Here is a 17367-nt window from a genome sequence, read left to right on the forward strand (position 1 = left end):
GGCGAACTCACCAAAGAGGTCTGCGGATTAGGCCGGCCCCGGCCGGGGCCGGTCATACGGCAGGTAATCCGTCCGCTTCGGTCGGCGCTCCGGCTCGACGAGCCGCGCCCGGATCATTCCTTCAAACGGGGACTCTCATGACAGTTTCAGACACCACAGCGGCAACGGCTGCTGTCAGCGACCTCTCCATCGACTACGTCGAGATGTACGTCGACGATCTGGAAGCGGCGGCGTTCGGGTGGGTCGACAAATACGCGTTCGCCGTCGTCGGCACCGGAGGGTCGGCGGAGCACCGCAGCATCGCGCTGCGGCACGGCACGATCACCCTGGTGCTCACCACCGCGACCTCCGACCGCCACCCGGCGTCGGTGTACGTCGCCGCCCACGGCGACGGGGTCGCCGACATCGCGCTGCGCACCGCCGACGTGGCGGGCGCCTTCGACCGCGCGGTCGCGGGCGGCGCGCGGGCGGTGCGCCGGCCGACCCGGCACGAGGGCCCCGGCGCGGGGGTCACGGCCGCCGTCGGCGGCTTCGGCGACGTGGTGCACACGCTGGTGCAGCGGGAACCGGGCGAGGCCCCCGGGCTGCCGGTCGGCTTCGTGGCGACCCTGCCGTCGCGGCGGCCGGTGCCCACCGAGGTGGGGCTGCTGGAGCTGGACCACGTCGCGGTGTGCCTGAACAACGGCGACCTCGCCGGGACCGTCGAGCTCTACCAGCGGGCCTTCGGGTTCCGGGACATCTTCGAGGAGCACATCGTCGTCGGGGCGCAGGCGATGGACTCCAAGGTCGTCCAGAGCCCCACCGGCCGGGTCACGCTCACGCTCATCGAGCCGGACACCACGGCGGCCCCCGGGCAGATAGACGACTTCCTCAAGAGCCACCACGGTCCCGGCGTCCAGCACCTCGCGTTCTCCTGTGACGACGCCGTGCACGCGGTGCGTACCCTGACCGGCCGCGGCGTGGAGTTCCTCAGCTCCCCGGCCGCCTACTACGACATGCTCGGCAAGCGGATCGCGCTCAGCGACCACAGCCTGGAGGACCTGCGGTCGACGAACCTGCTGGCGGACCAGGACCACGGCGGGCAGCTGTTCCAGATCTTCACCGCCTCCGCGCACCCGCGCCGCACGATCTTCTACGAGGTCATCGAGCGGCAGGGCGCGGAGACCTTCGGCAGCTCCAACATCAAGGCGCTGTACGAGGCCGTGGAGATGGAGAAGAAGGGCCAGCGTGTCCTTCGGTGAGGACGGCGCGCACGGCGAAGGGGCCGCGGACGCGCTCCTGACCCTGGAGGACGTCGAGCGTGCTGCCGCCGCGGTACTGCCCGCCGGGGTGCGGGACTTCGTCGCGGGCGGCAGCGGCCGCGAGCGCACGCTCGCCGCCAACCGCGCGGCGTTCGACCGGGTCTTCGTACGGCCGCGGGTGCTGCGGGACGTGTCCCGGTGTACGACGGGCTCCGAGCTGCTGGGCCGTCCGGTGTCGATGCCGGTGGCGCCGGCCCCGGTCGCGTACCAGGGCCTGGTGCACCCCGGCGGCGAACTGGCGGCGGCCCGCGCGGCGAAGGCGGCGGGCGTGCCGTTCACGGTGAGCACGCTGAGCACCGTGCCGGTGGAGGAGGTCACCGCGGTCGGCGGCAGCGTCTGGTTCCAGCTGTACTGGCTGCGGGAGCCCGGCCGGGCGCTGGAGCTGGCGCGCCGCGCGGAGGACGCCGGCTGCGAGGCGCTGATGCTGACGGTGGACGTCCCGTGGATGGGCCGGCGGCTGCGTGACGTGCGCAACGAGTTCACGCTGCCGGAGCGGGTGCGGGCGGTCCACCTCGGCGGCGGCGCCTCGGCCGCGCACCACCGTGCCGCCGGCGCCTCGGCGGTGGCCGTCCACACGGGCCAGGCGTTCTCCCCGGCCCTGACGTGGTCACACGTCGCGGAGCTGCGGGCGCACACGCGGTTGCCGCTGGTGCTCAAGGGTGTGCTGGCGCCCGAGGACGCGGTGCACGCGGCGGAGTCCGGCGTGGACGCCGTGGTGGTGTCCAACCACGGAGGTCGTCAGTTGGACAGTGCCCTGCCGAGCATCGACGCGCTGCCCGAGGTCGCCGAGGCCGTCGGCGGCCGCTGCGAGGTGCTGCTGGACGGCGGGGTCCGCTGCGGGACGGACGTGCTCAAGGCGCTGGCGCTGGGCGCGGCCGGGGTCCTGGTCGGGCGCCCGCCGGTGTGGGGGCTGGCCGCGGCGGGGGAGGACGGCGTCCGGCGGGTGCTCGACGTGCTGGCTGCCGAGCTGGCGGACGCGCTGGGCCTGGCGGGCTGTGCGACGGTCGCGGACGCGCGGCGGCTGCGTACGGTACGGATCGGTGCCGCGGCCGGCGACCCGTAACAGGTCATGGGCCGGCGGTGTCCGTCTTGATGGACGCCCGAGGAGAACGCTCCACGGGCCGCCGACCACTTCCTATTCGGCGCTGCTTCTCTGCTGAGGCCCCGTCAAGGACAGTGCCCTGGGCTCGGGTTCCGGCGCGCTACGGCGGCCTATCAGGGACAGCAGCGGCCCGGTCGCGAAGGTGGTGACCAAGGCCATGAGCACCAGGACGGTGAAGAGACCGGGGCCGATGACACCGGCCTCCAGCCCCACGTTCAGCACGATCAGCTCCGTCAGGCCGCGGGTGTTGACCAGCGCGGCCACCAGCGCCGACTGGTGCGGATCGAGCCTGCCGAGCCGCGCCGCCAGATACGCGGGCACCAGCTTGCCGACGGTGGCGACGGTCACGATCAGCGCCAGCAGGATGCCGGCGTCCCCGTCCATCGAGCCGATGTTGAACGACAGCCCGGTGGTGACGAAGAACAGCGGCAGCAGCAGCCCGGCGCTGTGTTCCATCGACCGCAGCACGTCGGCGTCGGGCACGCCGTCGCGCCTGGGCATCACCAGGCCGGCCAGCAGTCCGCCGAAGACGGGGTGCAGGCCCAGCGACGCGGTGACCCAGGCGCTCCCCAGGGCGAGCGCCAGCGCGATGGTGACCTGGTTGGCCACCAGCGCCTCGGAGCGCCGCAACCACCAGCCGAGGGCCGGGCGTACGACGAGGAACAGGCCGGCCACGAACACCGCGATCAACAGCAGCGTCAGGGCCCACGGGCGGCCCGGCGCGTGGCCGGTGCCGACGAGGGCGGCGGCCAGCACCAGCCACGCCGCCACGTCCATGAGCCCGGCCGCGGTCGTGGCCACCGTGCCCGCCGGGCTCCCCGCCAGACCGCGTTCGCGGATGACGGCGACCAGCACCGGCAGGGCGGTGACGGCGGTCGCCACCGCCATGAAGAGCAGGAACGAACGGCCGCCCGCGTGCCGCGGGTCGACCGCCGAGAACACGCCGGGCAGCAGCCGCACCGCCCCTGCGCTCAGCGCGGCGGGCACCAGCAGCCCGAACAGCGCCACCAGCGCGGCCGCCCGGCCGCCCCTGCGCAGCTGGCGCGCGTCGATCTCGTACCCCGCCACGAACATGAGGAGCACGATGGCCACTTGGGACAGCACCGACAGAAAAGGGAGCACCTCCCGTGGGAACAGGTGCTCCGTCGGGTTGCCGGGGAGCCGGCCGAGCAGGGTCGGCCCCAGGGCGATGCCCGCCACGATGTGACCGATGACGGCCGGCTGGCCGCACCGGCGGGCCGCCGCTCCCAGCAGCCACGAGACGACGACGATCAGCGCGACGTCGCCGATGACCACCGTCACCAGGGTCTCGGTGTCCACTTCGGCCCTCCCCCACGGGGCAGCGGGCGTCCCGGCCGCCCCCTGCACGGCTTCCTCCCACAGGCGTCTACGAGACGTTACCGCTCCCGCTCGGCGCGGCGATGAGGCTTTTCGGGCGCATGTCGGGCCGGTTCTCGTCAATGTGGCCGGGACACTTCCCACAGGGGGCCTCGCCCGCCTCCGCGAACCGCGCGTGACAACGAGCCGACCACGCTGTGGTGACCGGCTGGAACCTCGGTTTGATCCGGCGTCGGTTGTGTTCTTCGGCGTCGTTCGTATGCGGTGGGCGAATAGCGCGGTCCGGCACCGGAAGGAGCGGCGGGCGGCGTTTTCACGGCACCCGCCGGCTCCGGCCGTATCGCCTTTCCCCGTACGGAAGTACGGTCCGGCCGGACGGTCCGCAGACCGTCCAACCGGACACTTTCCCCGCTTGGACCACGCCCGGCCGTGCGGCCGGAACGTCAGACCGTCTCGACGACGTTCCGTTCCGCCCGTTGAGCGAAATCCGCCCAGATATCCGCACACTCGCGGGCCAGTTGCGCAATGATGCCGCTGCAATGCGGAGGAATGTTCGCCATGATGTCGTCCCATTCCTCCGCGCTGATCGTGTGAATACTCAGCAGCCGCAGCAGCGTGCGCCCCGTCTCGCTGAACCGCAGGGCCGGGTCGACCTTGAGGCGGCGTACGACCACCGTCCGGTCCTGCACGGGCATCCGGGCGGGTGCCGTGGCGCCCTCGTCGCCGTCGCGCGGTCCGGTGTGCCCGGCGGGCTCCCGGTCCTCGTGCGCCCTGGCCGTCCGGCCCCGCCCCTTGAGCAGCGGTTCCTCGCCCCGGCGCAGCCGGTTGCGCACGTCACGCGCCGTCTCGGGCGAGATGCCCGACGCCCGCGCGATCTGCCGCAGCGACAGCCCGGGGTTCTCGGCTATGAGATCGCCGGCGAGCCGGCGGCCCTCGGCGCCGTTGAGCGGCCTGAAGCGGCCGTCCTGGCCGATCCGGCCGTGCCCCGCCGCCGCGCCCGACACCCGGCGGCGGATCTCCGCGACGGTGCCGGGCGCAATACCGGTGACCGAGGCGATCATCCGGTCCGACCACAACGGGTGCGAACGGATGATGCGTTCGGCCGCGCTCTTGCGGTCCGCCATGGACAGCGGAAGGCCGTGCGAGATGTTCGATTCCACGGCGAGTACGAAGGCGTCGGCCTCGCCGCCTTCGAAGAATCTCACCGCGATCTTGTCGTCGCCGCGGCGTTCGGCGGCCCGCAGCCGATGGACACCGTCGATCACCCGCATCGTCCCGCGGTGCGCGATGATGGGCGGCAGCGGCGCCTGCGCCACCGCCAGCATCTCGACGTGGTCCTCGTCTTCCCCCGATATACGCGGAGAACCGGCCACCGACAGTGAACCGATCTCCACTTCGACGACCGTATCCATATCCATGTGCGCCTGCCCAGGTTCCACTCCAGGCTCCTCGCGTTGTGATTCCCCCGTGCGCAAGCTCGCGCCGACGCACCCTAACGACTTACGGCAGGCCCTTGCATCGGCGATGTCCGCCGGAGAGAGACATCGCCGGGCCGATCAGGCGTAGAAACCCACCCCCGCTTCTCGACCTCTACAACTCCGGGCGGGGGAGGAAGGTTCCCGCGTCGCCGGAAACACCCGACGCGAAGCGGAACTCATATTCAAACAAACCATCTTCCCCCATTCAGATACATACTCTAACAGTGCCTTTATCTACGGGGCACCCCTACCTGGCATGCCTGAACCTGCAATGTCGCTTTCCTCTTTCCCGGAAGCGGAGCGGCCGGAAAAGTCGATCGCCCCGGAAAAGATTGCATTCGCCACGCCCGTCATTCGCACCCCGGTGAACGAGGGGCCCGCGGGGCGCGCCCGTTCCGGCCGCCCTCGGCGCGTACCCAGCCGCCCGCCGCGCCGGCGGACCCGTCGCCCGGCCCCTGCCCCGCCGCCCGCCGCGCCGGCGGCACGTACGCCCAACCGTGACGGCGCATCATCTTGCGCACACCCTGGATCGTGTACACGACCTGGAAGCGCCGGGCGATCACGGTCTGGATGCGCTCCAGCGTCCAGCGCTGGTCGGCCCACCCGTAGGCCGCCGCTCCCCGGGCGAGTTCGGCCTCCAACTGCCGGAACTGGGCCGGCCCGAGCCGCGGCCGGGACGCCGGCCCCTTCGAGGCCAGCGCCCGCGTACCGTCGCGCTCCCAGGACTTGCGCCACCGCTGCACCGACCGCACGCTGACCCGCAGGTCCCTGGCGATCACCGCGTTGGTCTCGCCCCGCGCGAACCGTTCGACCGCCTTCCGGCGCAGCCGTTCGCGGAACTCCCGCCGCTCGGCGGTCAGTCCGCCGCCCTGTGCATATCGCATCTCTCCGACATACCGCAAGATTCGAGATTCGTCAGTATCCGGCGACATTACGGGTTCAGCGCCGGTACCCCTATCGCGGCCGCCGTGGCGCACCGGGGAACAGCGGTCCCCGGACGCACCAGCCGTCCGGCCGCGACCTCGGAAAATGGCCTGTACCAATCGAGCGGACGGTGGGTTGTGTGCGCTTGCGTCCGTCTCTCGTCGGGGTACCCCTACCGGCGGTTCAGGAGGCGGCACCCGTGGCGGCCTGCGGCGCCGGCTGGGTGAGGGTGCGCCCCATCAGCGGCGACAGGACCGAGGCCGTACTGGCGACCTCCCGCATGTCGGCTTCCTGCAGCGCCTGGTCGCCGTCGCACAGCGCGCTCTCGGGCGCCGGATGCACATCGATCATGACGCCGTCCGCACCGACCGCCAGCGCGGCGCGCATCAGCGGCAGGACCAGCTCCCGGCGCCCGCCCGAGTGCGACGGATCCACGATCACGGGCAGGTGGGACAGCCGCTGGACGACCGGCACCGCACTGATGTCCAGGGTGTTGCGGGTCGCGGTCTCGAAGGTACGGATGCCGCGCTCGCACAGCACGATGTCCAGGTTGCCGCGCTGCGCGATGTACTCGGCGGCCATCAGCCACTCGTCGATGGTTGCGCCGAAACCGCGCTTGAGCAGCACCGGCCGGCCCGCCGAACCGACCGCCTGAAGCAGCGCGAAGTTCTGCATGTTGCGGGTGCCGATCTGGAGCATGTCCGCGTACGAGGCGACCAGTTCGACGCTGCCGGGGTCGATGACCTCGGTGACCACCGGAAGCCCGGTCTCGGCGCGCACGTCCGCGAGGATGCGCAACCCGCTCTCGCCCAGGCCCTGGTAGGCGTACGGCGAGGTGCGCGGCTTGTACGCCCCGCCGCGCAACAGCGAGGCCCCGGCGGTCCGGGCCATGCGGGCGGCGGCGAGGGTCTGCTCCGCGGACTCCACCGCGCACGGCCCCGCGATGACGGACAGGGTGTCGGGCCCGATCGGTACACCGCCGACCCGCACGACCGTCCGCGCGGGGTGGTGCTCCCGGCTGACCAGCTTGTGCGGAACGGAGATCCGCACGACGTCGAGGACCCCCTTGCGGCTGCGGAGGTTGAGCGCGTCGAACTCGTCCACGTCCCCGACGAGGCCCACGATCGTACGGGTCACCCCCCGGCTGACGAAGGCGTCCCCGCCCACCGAACGCACCAGGCCGACGACGGTGTCGACGTCCTCCTGTGTGGCCCCTGGGGCCATCACCACCACCATGAGGGGTTCCTCCCGTTGCGTGGCCGGCGTCGGCCGGCCGGATCGTGTTGCGGGAAGCCGGCACGCGCCCGCACCGCCGCGCGCCGGAACGTCCGGTCCTGATGCGTGAAGGCCGCGCACCGCGCGGCGCCGTTCGCGCACCGCCCCGGCCCGCGAACAACCGGGCCCGGACCTCGTGCGCGTACCTCCGGAAAATCCGGCACACCACCACTCCGCAGCGGCAACTACGGTTTGCCCGGCGGGCGTTCACGGAAAGTGATGTCGCGGTCAATCATTCCACACGCCCTCGCCGGAGCGTCCAACCGCGCAATATCCACTGCCGCACCGCACGCCGCAAAGCCCGCACCGGCCGGGCACCGGCCGACGCCCGCGCGCCGGTCGGTGCCCCGCCGGCGTCCGCGCTCCGCTCACCCGGCGCGCAGGCAGTCGTGCGCCGAACCGTCCCCGCACCCGTCCAACCCGGCCCCGTCCGCGCCGTCCGGCTTGAGCCGCGTCGCCAGGCCGGTACGGCGCTGCACGCCCAGCTTGCGGTACGCGCGGGTCAGGTGCTGCTCGACGGTACTGATCGTGATGAACAGCGCTCCGGCGATCTCCCGGTTGGTGTAGCCGCGCGCGGCGAGCGTCGCCACGCGCAGCTCCGCGCCGCTCAGCTCGGCGGCCGGACGGCCGGCGCCGCCCGCCGTGGGCCGTTCGGGCGCGTGGGAATTTGCCGCGCCGACCGGCGGGGCCTTGAGGACGGGCGACCTGATGCCGCACTCCCGCATCAACTGCTGCGCCCTGCGCGCCGCGGCCCTCGCCCGGCTGCCGTCGTTTATGTCCCAGTACCCGTACGACAGTTCCGCCAACGCGTACGCCAACTCCAGCCGGTGCCCGCTCCGCTGGAGGAGATCCATGGCCTCGCCGAGCAGCCGCGGCCGGTCCCCCCGCTCGGCCAGCGCCGCCAGCACCCGCAACGCGACACCCCGCGTCCACGGCCGGCGGGGCCCCGGCCGGGTCAGCTCCTTCTCCAGCAGCGACCTGGCGCGGCGGTCGTCGCCCAACGACACGTACACCTGCGCGGCGTCGGCCCGCCACGGCACCAGCTCGGACAGGTCGAGGTTCCACCGCGCCATCAGGTCCCCGCACCGGTGGAAGTCCTCCAGAGCGGCGTACGGCCGGCCGACGGCGAGGTGGTAGTGACCGCGCGCCCAGAGATACAGCAGCCCGCCGGGCGTCCGAAACGCCGCTTCGGGCACGGGGACCAGCAGATGGGCCGCCGCCTCGTCCAGCCGCCCCATGGCGGTCTTCGCGTACAGCAGCGCCGCGACCGGGACGGCGACGGCCGCGCCCCACCCTTCGGGCGGGACGACGGTGAGCGCGGTGTGCGCCGACTCCTCCGCCGCGGCCAGCTCGCCGAGCCTGATCTCGATGAACGCCTTCACCGAGGCGAACAGCGACTGCCACATCGGCGTCCGGCGCTCCCGCGCCTCCACGAGCAGGACGTCGCACCAGCGCGCCGCCTCCCGCAGCCCGTCGGCGACGACGAGGGCCACCAGGGCGGCCAGCCCCGCCGCCGGGGTCCGGTCCTCGGGCCGGGTCTCGTGGAGTATCCGCTCCGCACGGGCGACCACGTCCCCGGCCGCCCGCTGGTCCAGCACGGAGGCCATCAGCGCCAGCGCCCGCTGCTGGGTGCCCTGCTCAGCCGTCAGGCCCGCCCCGCCGACCGCCTCACTCCGGTACACCCCGCCCGCCACCGCGGCCCGGTAGGAGCAGCCCGGCCCCGGATACCCGTAAGCACACCAGAGACGAGCGAGATCCCACATCACCCGCCCCCCGTCCCCCTTCCCTGCCTCCCTTTCCCTCTCCTCCCCTTCCCCCTGCTCGTCCGCCGCCCGCAGCACCTCAAGGGCCTCATCGGCCCTGCCGAACCACAACAGGTGACCGACCAGCGCCTTCGCGTCCCGCGCGGTGAGCCGCCCGGCGAGCGCGGCATCGGTGAGCGCCGGCAGATGCCGTACGGCGGAGGACGGATCGACCCGCCACCCGGCGCGCATCATCGCGACCCTGACCTTGAGCACCTGCCGCTCGTCCGAGCACGCGTCCCGGGCCGCCCGCAGGCAGTCCAGCGCCGCACCCACGTCGTTGCGTGCCAGCGCGGACTCGGCCGCCTCCAGAAGCGTGGGCAGCGCCCACGGGGCGTCGACGGGCTCCGCCGCGATCAGACGGCGCGCCAGTACGGTCGCCGGGGCACCGTGCTCGTACAGCACCCGGGCGACGCGCGCCTGCAGCCGGCCGCAGCCCGGCGGCTCCGCCCGGCGCAGCACCGCCGCCCGGCCGCACTCGTGGCGGAACCGGCCCCCGGCGAGCAGCCCCATCCGGTCCAGGCCCCGCAGGCTGCGTTCGGCCGCCGCCCGCGGCACCCCGAGCACCTCGGCCGGCTCCACCCGCTCGGCTTGCGGCCCGAGCACCGCCAGGACCCAGGCAGTACGGCGGGTGAGCGGGTCGCAGCGGTTCAGGCACAGCGCCACGGCACGCTCGTACGCCGCCCCCGGCACCAGCCCGGCGTCCCCGCCCCGGCCCGCGTCCTCGTAATCGTCCAGCAGCGCCCGTAGCAGCAGCGGGCTGCCCCCGCTCAGCCGGTGGAATTCCGAAACCGGCGGTGCGGACCGCCGCCCTTTCTGTCCGGCGACCGCCATGGCGGCGACACCGTCCCGCAGCAAGGGGCCGATCTGCACGAAACGGCACGTCGGCCGCATCAGCAATTCCTGCCGCGCCCTATTGTCTTCCCAATCAGAGCCGACGCTCTCACCGAGCACCACAAGAATCCGGCTGACATCCAGGCGCCGCACCATATACAACACACATTCCAGCGAATAGGCATCGGCCTGGTGCACATCGTCGATACACACCACGACCGGCCTGTTCCTGGCCTGCGCCAGCAGGATTCCGCACCACCGCGGAAAGAACTCGACGGCCACCTCAGCGGGGATTCCCTCCTCGGCCTCCCGCACCGGCGCCCCGCCCGCGGCCACCGGCGGCAGCCACCCCGCCGGCTCCCCGCCCGCGCCGGCCGCCTCCGCGGTACGCATCAGCTGACCCGCCACCCGCAGCGGTACGTCCCTCTCGGCCCCGACCGCCGTGGCCTGCAACCACAACGCCCCTGTGGGCGCGGCCCGCTCCCGGAAGGCGCGCAGCAGGGCCGTCTTCCCGCTGCCCACCACGCCGCTGACCAACGCCACTCCCCCGCGCCCGCCGACGCAGGCGTCGAGCATGCCCTCCAGGACGGAGAGCTCCGTGTCCCGTTCGACCAACCTCATGAGCCGGCTTCACCCCCGTATCCGGACTCGCGTGTTCAGTTGGACAGGTAACCAGTCGCGACCGACCCTTCCGCTCCAACGGTCACAAGAAATGCGCACCGGCCGATTAACCAGGCCCTCGGAACAGCCATCGCCCGCGTCCGCACCCCGGCACCGGCCCGCTCCGCCCTAACATGTTCCTTATTCCACCAACATTACCTCGCCCACGCCCCCCGAAGGCTCCGCCCGGCAAACAATTTCAGGAGCCCCCCATTCCCTCACCACTACTCCACCCAACCTCACCCAAAACCCTGACTCCAAGTAATCAAATCCCGGCCCCACCCCTCCCCATCCATTCCCCCACCACACCAGCAGCCCCCCTCACCCCGCCAACGCACCCAACCCCAGCCACCCCACGAACCCGCACCACCTCGCGGCACCCACCAACGACAAGACCCCACGGCCCGCTGGGGACCGTGGGGTCTTGATCTGCTCTGTGTCCGAGGGGGGACTTGAACCCCCACGCCCGATAAAGGGCACTAGCACCTCAAGCTAGCGCGTCTGCCATTCCGCCACCCGGACTAGGTGTGGTCTTCGCGGGGTGTTCCCCGCGGCGACATGGACAACAATACCAAGGTTTCGGAGTGCGTTTCACCTGCGTATCCACTGTGGGCATAAGCGCAGGTTATGAGGCCTCCGAGCGCCGGGCCCGACGGCCCTGACCGGGCCGCCGGCGCGCAGGAGGGGACCCGCTCGCCGGTCAGCGCTCGGCGACCCGGCTGGGGGGCTCCGCGGTCGCCCCGTCGGGCGGGGTGCCCTGGTTCGCGATCGCCTTGTGGTGGCGTACGACCTCGCCGATGATGAAGTTGAGGAACTTCTCGGCGAAAGCCGGGTCCAGTCTGGCGTCCTCGGCCAGTTTGCGGAGCCGGGCGATCTGGGTGGCCTCACGGGCCGGGTCGGCGGGCGGGAGGTTGTGACGGGCCTTGAGCTCGCCGACCTGCTGGGTGCACTTGAACCGCTCGGCGAGCAGGTGCACCAGCGCGGCGTCCAGGTTGTCGATGCTGCCGCGCAGGTAGATCAGGCGCTCGCGCGCCGCCTCGTCGGTGACGGAGGTCGCGTCGCCCGCCTCCGGTGCGGTCCCCTCGCTCATGTGCGTCTCGCCCATCCTCGTCGTACCGGTCGCCCCGGTCGGGTAGTGCTGATCCCGTGCACACTACCCGGCACGGGTGACCGGCTTAATCGCGTGCAGCGCGCAAGCCGCGCAGATGGCAGGCGGAACGGCGGGCGGTCGACAGGGAGCCTGCGGGGTTGGCGGCCGGGTCCACGGCGTCGTCGCGCTCGACGATCCAGTCTGCGCGGCGGCGGCCGTGGCGGCGTTCTACGGCGGAGAGGAAGTGGCGGTAGTCGATGTCGCCGTCGCCGACGTCCACCATGCGGTAGCCGTCGCGGGAGGCGGCGTCGTGTGCGCCGTCCTTGACGTGGAAGAGGGGGTAGCGGGCCGGCGCCTCCAGGACGTAGTCGAGGGGCTCGAAGGGGGCCGGGGTGCCGTCGGGTCGCCGGGAGAACCGGTACTGGGCGACGTAGGCCCAGAAGATGTCCATTTCGAAGAAGACCAAGTCCGGGTCGGTCTCGGCGAGCAGGACGTCGTAGAGCCGGATGCGCGGGTCGTCGATGGCGAAGCCGAATTCCTGGAAGGAAGGGGAGCCTTCGTCGCCGTTGAGTTCGATGCGCAGCGCGTTCCTGCGTCCCGCGGCGGCCCGGCCGGCCTCGAAGGAGGCGAGCGCGCCGGAGGCGAAGCGGCCGGTGCACAGCGCGGCGTCGTCGACGGTGACCGAGCCCGCCTGTCCTTGAGCTGTTCGCCGATGTACCGGCCGGCGTTCAGGCCCATGCCGTAGTTGTCGCCGTCATTCCAGCAGCGGTACGCCTGCGGGTAGCGGCGGGCCCGGCTCCCGGCGTTGCGGTTGATGGCGTTGAGCCGGCCGTGGCCGGCCTGCGGACCGGCGAAGCCGATGGCTTTCTCGCCGGGCTTGTCGTCGGTGCCGCCCGCCTGCCCAGTACGGCGCTGACGATGATCGCGCCTCCGAGGACGAAGAGTCAGGCGGCGGCCGGGGACAATGGTCCGGTGACCTACCGCTACCGCGTTCTCGGCGCCGCGCAGGCGCTCCGCCCCGACGGCACCGAGGTGCCGCTCACGGGAGCGCGGCTGCGCGCGCTGCTGGTCGCGCTGGCAGCGGGCGGCGGGCGCCCGGTGCCGTCCGACCAGCTGATCGCGCAGGTGTGGGGCGCGGAAGGGGAACCGCCCGCGGACGCGCCCGCGGCACTCCAGGCCCTGGTGGGGCGCCTGCGCCGGGCGCTCGGCGGGCCCGCGGTGACCTCGTCGCCCGGCGGGTACGGGCTGGCGGCGGAGCCGGACGCCGTCGATCTCTTCCGCTTCGAGCGGCTGACGGCGGAAGGAACGGCCGCCCTGCGCGACGGCGACCCCGCCACCGCGGCCGGGCTGCTGGACGAGGCGCTGGCGCTCTGGCACGGCCCCGCGCTGGCGGACCTGCCGGGGCGGGACGGCGACCCGCTCGCCGTACGGGCCGAACGGCGGCACGGCGAGGCCCGCCGCGCCCGGCTGGCGGCCGAGGTCGCGGCGGGCCGGGCGGCGGACGCGCTGGCCGAGCTGGCGGCGCTGGCCACGGCGGAGCCGCTGGACGAGCCGCTGCAAGCGCTGCGCATCCGGGCCCTGGCGGCGGCGGGGCGGCAGGCCGAGGCGTTGCAGGCGTACGAAGAGGTACGGGCCGGGCTCGCCGAGCGGTTGGGCACCGACCCGGGTGCCGAACTGCGCGCCCTGCACGCGGACCTGCTGGCCGGGGCCCCGGCTCCCGGGCCGCGGGCGACACCCGGAAACCTCCGCTCGCGCCTCACGTCCTTCGTCGGCCGGAGCGACGAACTGTCCGCTATATCAAGGGAGTTGACCTCACGGCGGCTGATCACCCTGCTGGGCGCCGGCGGTGTCGGCAAGACCCGCCTGGCCCTGGAGGCCGCCGAAGCGGCCACCGCCGCCGCGAACGGCACGCGGTGGCCCGACGGCGTCTGGGTCGCCGAGCTGGCTCCCGTACGGGACGGGGCGGGCGTGCCCGAAGCCGTACTGACCGCGCTCGGCGGGCGGGAGACGCTGGTGCGCGGCCCCGCCGCCGACGAACTGCACGCGCCCGAGGACGACGGGTCCGGGCGCGCTCCCCTCGCGCAGCTGGTGGAGCACTGCGAGCGGCGGCGGATGCTGCTCGTGCTGGACAACTGCGAGCATGTGATCGGCGCGGCGGCCGAGCTGGCGCATGCCGTGGCGACCGGCTGCCCGGGTGTGACGGTGCTGGCCACCAGCCGTGAACCGCTGGGCGTACCGGGTGAGGCCGTACACCCCGTCGAGCCGCTGCCGCCGCACGGCGCGCTCCGGCTGCTGGCCGAGCGGGGTGCCGCCGCGCGCCCGGGGTTCCGTACGGAGGACGACCCTGCCGCGTGTGCGGAGATCTGCCGCAGGCTCGACGGGCTGCCGCTCGCCGTCGAACTGGCGGCAGCCCGGCTGCGGGCGCTCACGCCGCGGCAGATCGCGGAGCGGCTGGACGACCGGTTCCGGCTCCTGCGCGGCGGCAGCCGGACGGCGCTGCCCCGGCAGCAGACGCTGCGCGCCGTCGTGGACTGGTCCTGGGACCTGCTCACGGCGGACGAGCGCGCGGTACTGCGCCGCCTGTCCGTCTTCTCCGGCGGCTGCGAGGCGGCGGAGGCGGAGTACGTGTGTGCCGGCCCGCCCACCCCGGACACGCCGGCCGACGTCTTGGACGGCCTCGCCTCCCTCGTGGACAAGTCGCTGGTCACCGCGGCCCCGGAGGGCCCGCGCGGCATGCGGTACCGGCTGCTCGAAACGGTCGCCGAGTACGCCGGGGAGCGGCTCACGGAATCCGGGGAACGGCCGGCCGTGGAGCTGCTGCACCTGACCGCCTACCGGGAGCTGGCCCGCACCGGCGATGCCGGGCTGCGCGGGCCGCGGCAGGCGGAGTGGCTGGAGCGCCTGGAGACCGAGCACGGCAACATCAGGGCCGCGCTGCACACGGCGGTCGGCCGTGCCGCGGAGCAGGAGGCGCTGTGCCTGGTCCTTTCCATGAGCTGGTTCTGGCAGCTGCGCAACCACCAGGCGGACGCCCGGCGCTGGTCGACGGCCGTCGCCGGGATCGCGGCCGACCCGTTCGCCGAACCCGTACGCCCCGCCGGGCCGCTGGCGGAGCGGTGCACCACGGTCCCCCCGCCGTGGTCGGGGGAACGGCTGTGGGAGGCCCGGCGCGGGGTGCGGCTGCTGGTGCTGGCGAGCAGCAGCGGGCAGGAGGGCAGCCTCTCGCCCGCCTGCCCGCCGCCCGCCCGCGCATACCTGGAGTCGGTCGTGGCCGCGTACCGTACGGGGCTCCCGCAGACCGCGCGGCAGCCGGGCGTCATGTGGTTCTTCGCCCGGCTGATGACCGGCGGGTTCGCGGGGCTCGACGAGGCGGTCGACGCGGTCGTGCGGAACTGCCGCGAAGTGGGCGACGGCTGGGACCTGGGCCTGGCGCTGCTGCTGCGCACCAAGCTGCTCGGCAACGGCCCCGCCGGGCTGGACCGCTCCGCGCGTGACGCCGAGGAGGCGCTGGCCCTCTTCGAGGACGCCGGAGACCACTGGGGCATCGCCGAGTCGCTGTCCGCGCGGGGCGAGACGTACGAACGGCGCGGACAGTACACACTGGCGGACGCGGACTTCGAGCGCGCCATGAACAGCTCGGCGCTGATCGGCGCGCACGCGCAAGTGCCGGTTTTCAAGGCGCGGTTGGCGGCCGTGCGTCTGGAAGGCATGTACACCGGAAACGCCGACGACGCGGCCGCCGATCAGGGCCTTTCGCCCCGCGCCCGGCAAGCCGAGCAACTGCTGCTGGAGGCGGTGACGGAATCCCGGCCCTCCTCCGGCGAAACGCTGAGCACGGCGCGGCTGCTGCTGGCCCGGCACTACGGCAGGACCGGGCGCACCCCTCTCGCCCGCGACCAGCTGCGGGAAGCCGAGCGGGCGTTCACCACCGGCACGCCGGAATTGTTCGCGGGCATGGTGACCGGCCTGCACGGCTGGCTGGACTGTCTCGACGGGGAATTCGGGCGCGCCCGTACGCACCTCCGCCAGGCCGTCCGGCAGCTCGGCAACCTGGCGCATCTGGTGGCCCCCCACCTGGTCACCCACCAGTTCCTCTGCGGCGCTTGGGCGATGTGCCACCTGAGCGCGGCGGAGGAGGGCGCCCGTCTGCTGGGGGCGTACGACCGTCACGCGCCCGCCGCCGAGGGCTTCGGGCTCCAGCCGCTGCCCGCCGAGACGGAGGCCCGTGTGCGCCGGCGGGCCGAGGCCGAGCTGCGTACCGCGCTGGGCACCGACGCGTACCGGCGGGCCCACGCCGAGGGCGGCGGCCTCTCGGTGCGGGAAGCCGCCGCCCTCGTCTGACGGCCGGCGAACACCGACCCCCGCGGTGTCGGCGGCGCGCCGCGCGAGGTGACGGCACGACCGTCTCAGCGGCCGCCTCCACGCGTCCCACGTCCCGCCTGCACGTACCGGACACCGCGAGCGAGCGCGCCCGGACCCCAGCTATACGGGTGATTCGCCCGCACGGCCGTCACGGCGGCGGCCTCTCCGTCAATACGTCTGCTGACAGGGAGAGCCCCGCCGTCCGCCGCCGGTACCGCCGCCCGGTGAACGGCACCCCGACGAAGAACGGATCACCACACCATGCCCGCAGACCGCTGCCGCCCGCTCCCCATCTGCTCCGCCGGCGCCCTGGCCCTCGCCGCGGCGCTGAGCGCCGGAGCCGCCCTCGCGACCGCCGCCCCGGCGGGAGCCGCACCCTCCGCCACCCACCAGGAAGGACCCCGGTCCGCACCCCGGGACCCGGGACTGCGGGTCGCCGGGGGCACCGCCGACTTCTGCCTCGCCCCCGGCGCCACCCGTGCCCTCGCGAAGGCCGCCGTCCGCCTCGCCGCCGTGGCACCGGCGAAGCTCACCGGCACGGCCGAGCGCCGCTGCGTGACCGCGCCGATCTCGGGCGGTGCGTTCGACACCCGGTTCACCTCCGGGCACCTCGCCTTCGGGGGCGGCTTCGACTTCGTACGCAAGGACGGCCGCCACCTGAAGGTCGACGCGCTGCGCGGCGACCTCGCTCGCCGGCACGTCACCGGCAACGTCAACGGCTCCAAGGCGCACCGCACCGACTTCCTCGCGTTCCGCATCGACCCCAGCCGCGTCTCGATGGGCGGCGGGCAGGTACGGGCGCAGCTCGCCTTCACCCTCACCGAGCGGGGCGCCGGCGCCTTCCGCGACGCCTTCCGTGCCCGCTCGCCGCTCACCGCGGGCCAGCGGGTGTTCGACGGGGTCGGTACGGCCCGGCTCGCGCAGAAGCCGTCCGGTACGCAGTCCGGCCCCGCGCCCCAGGCAGCCGGCGGCACGAAGCAGCCGGCGACGAGCGGCGCCCTCGACCCCGTGAACGACGTGACGGTCAGCTGAGCCGACCGGGCGGCGGGCGCGTCCTACCGGCACGCCCGCCGCCCGGCCTCCGCGCCGCCCGTCCGGAGCCCCGCGGGACACCCTCACTATCCCCCCGGCAGCGGCAACACCTGCGAGAATGAGTTTTCCCGAACCGCCGCGGGCCCGCGGACCACGGCGCGGCAAAGGA

Annotated in this window: 11 protein-coding genes, 1 tRNA gene and 1 pseudogene; 4 read left to right on the top strand and 9 right to left on the bottom strand. The window is 73.5% G+C overall.

What is annotated here, in order from left to right:
- Window positions 1-137: 137 nt before the first annotated feature.
- Together hppD and ACH4K4_RS02770 are read left to right on the top strand one after the other, a co-directional pair.
- A complete protein-coding gene (gene hppD, locus ACH4K4_RS02765) occupies window positions 138-1241 on the top strand; it encodes a 4-hydroxyphenylpyruvate dioxygenase (protein WP_398164266.1) in 1104 nt (367 codons plus the stop codon).
- Window positions 1228-2364, top strand: coding sequence for an alpha-hydroxy acid oxidase (locus ACH4K4_RS02770; RefSeq protein ID WP_398164267.1), 1137 nt, complete (start codon window positions 1228-1230; stop codon window positions 2362-2364). The genes hppD and ACH4K4_RS02770 overlap by 14 nt, the downstream gene beginning before the upstream one ends.
- A gap of 72 nt (window positions 2365-2436) precedes the next feature.
- On the opposite strand, the gene ACH4K4_RS02775 is transcribed toward ACH4K4_RS02770, so the two are convergent.
- The 9 genes and pseudogenes from ACH4K4_RS02775 to ACH4K4_RS02815 all read right to left on the bottom strand — a co-directional run.
- The gene (locus ACH4K4_RS02775) at window positions 2437-3723 is read right to left on the bottom strand and encodes a cation:proton antiporter (protein WP_398164268.1); all 1287 of its coding nucleotides are present in this window, start codon (window positions 3721-3723) and stop codon (window positions 2437-2439) included.
- Window positions 3724-4184: 461 nt separating this feature from the next.
- Window positions 4185-5180: a ParB N-terminal domain-containing protein gene (locus tag ACH4K4_RS02780; RefSeq protein ID WP_398164269.1), complete on the bottom strand. Its 996-nt coding sequence runs from the start codon at window positions 5178-5180 to the stop codon at window positions 4185-4187.
- Window positions 5181-5569: 389 nt separating this feature from the next.
- Window positions 5570-6103: a winged helix-turn-helix domain-containing protein gene (locus tag ACH4K4_RS02785; RefSeq protein WP_398164271.1), complete on the bottom strand. Its 534-nt coding sequence runs from the start codon at window positions 6101-6103 to the stop codon at window positions 5570-5572.
- A 223-nt stretch (window positions 6104-6326) separates the two neighbouring features.
- The gene (gene aroF / locus ACH4K4_RS02790; RefSeq protein ID WP_398164272.1) at window positions 6327-7379 is read right to left on the bottom strand and encodes a 3-deoxy-7-phosphoheptulonate synthase; all 1053 of its coding nucleotides are present in this window, start codon (window positions 7377-7379) and stop codon (window positions 6327-6329) included.
- Between the two features lie 407 nt (window positions 7380-7786).
- Window positions 7787-10675 (bottom strand): AAA family ATPase, encoded by a 2889-nt coding sequence (locus ACH4K4_RS02795; protein ID WP_398164273.1) that lies wholly within the window; start codon window positions 10673-10675, stop codon window positions 7787-7789.
- Between the two features lie 476 nt (window positions 10676-11151).
- Window positions 11152-11236: transfer RNA gene (locus ACH4K4_RS02800), tRNA-Leu, on the bottom strand.
- Window positions 11237-11414: 178 nt separating this feature from the next.
- Entirely contained in the window at window positions 11415-11804 is a 390-nt protein-coding gene (locus tag ACH4K4_RS02805; RefSeq protein ID WP_398164275.1) for a chorismate mutase, read from the bottom strand.
- Between the two features lie 85 nt (window positions 11805-11889).
- On the bottom strand, window positions 11890-12465 hold the full coding sequence (locus ACH4K4_RS02810; protein ID WP_398164518.1) for a hypothetical protein: 576 nt from the start codon (window positions 12463-12465) through the stop codon (window positions 11890-11892).
- 26 nt (window positions 12466-12491) lie between these two features.
- A pseudogene (locus ACH4K4_RS02815) lies at window positions 12492-12770 on the bottom strand (hypothetical protein); the annotation flags it as partial.
- A 6-nt stretch (window positions 12771-12776) separates the two neighbouring features.
- Here ACH4K4_RS02815 and ACH4K4_RS02820 point away from each other — a divergent pair.
- Window positions 12777-16145 (top strand): ATP-binding protein, encoded by a 3369-nt coding sequence (locus ACH4K4_RS02820; RefSeq protein WP_398164277.1) that lies wholly within the window; start codon window positions 12777-12779, stop codon window positions 16143-16145.
- A gap of 282 nt (window positions 16146-16427) precedes the next feature.
- The gene (locus ACH4K4_RS02825) at window positions 16428-17198 is read left to right on the top strand and encodes a hypothetical protein (protein WP_398164279.1); all 771 of its coding nucleotides are present in this window, start codon (window positions 16428-16430) and stop codon (window positions 17196-17198) included.
- Window positions 17199-17367 lie beyond the last annotated feature (169 nt).

Origin of the sequence: Streptomyces sp. NPDC017529 (genome assembly GCF_044329785.1) — a bacterium.
Classification (GTDB): Bacteria; Actinomycetota; Actinomycetes; order Streptomycetales; family Streptomycetaceae; genus Streptomyces.

Bases quoted from the DNA above. Each gene is read 5' to 3' on its own strand.
- ACH4K4_RS02805 (WP_398164275.1), bottom strand. From the start codon at position 11,804: ATGAGCGAGGGGACCGCACCGGAGGCGGGCGACGCGACCTCCGTCACC.
- aroF (WP_398164272.1), bottom strand. From the start codon at position 7,379: ATGGTGGTGGTGATGGCCCCAGGGGCCACACAGGAGGACGTCGACACC.
- ACH4K4_RS02825 (WP_398164279.1), top strand. From the start codon at position 16,428: ATGCCCGCAGACCGCTGCCGCCCGCTCCCCATCTGCTCCGCCGGCGCC.
- ACH4K4_RS02785 (WP_398164271.1), bottom strand. From the start codon at position 6,103: ATGCGATATGCACAGGGCGGCGGACTGACCGCCGAGCGGCGGGAGTTC.
- ACH4K4_RS02795 (WP_398164273.1), bottom strand. From the start codon at position 10,675: ATGAGGTTGGTCGAACGGGACACGGAGCTCTCCGTCCTGGAGGGCATG.
- hppD (WP_398164266.1), top strand. From the start codon at position 138: ATGACAGTTTCAGACACCACAGCGGCAACGGCTGCTGTCAGCGACCTC.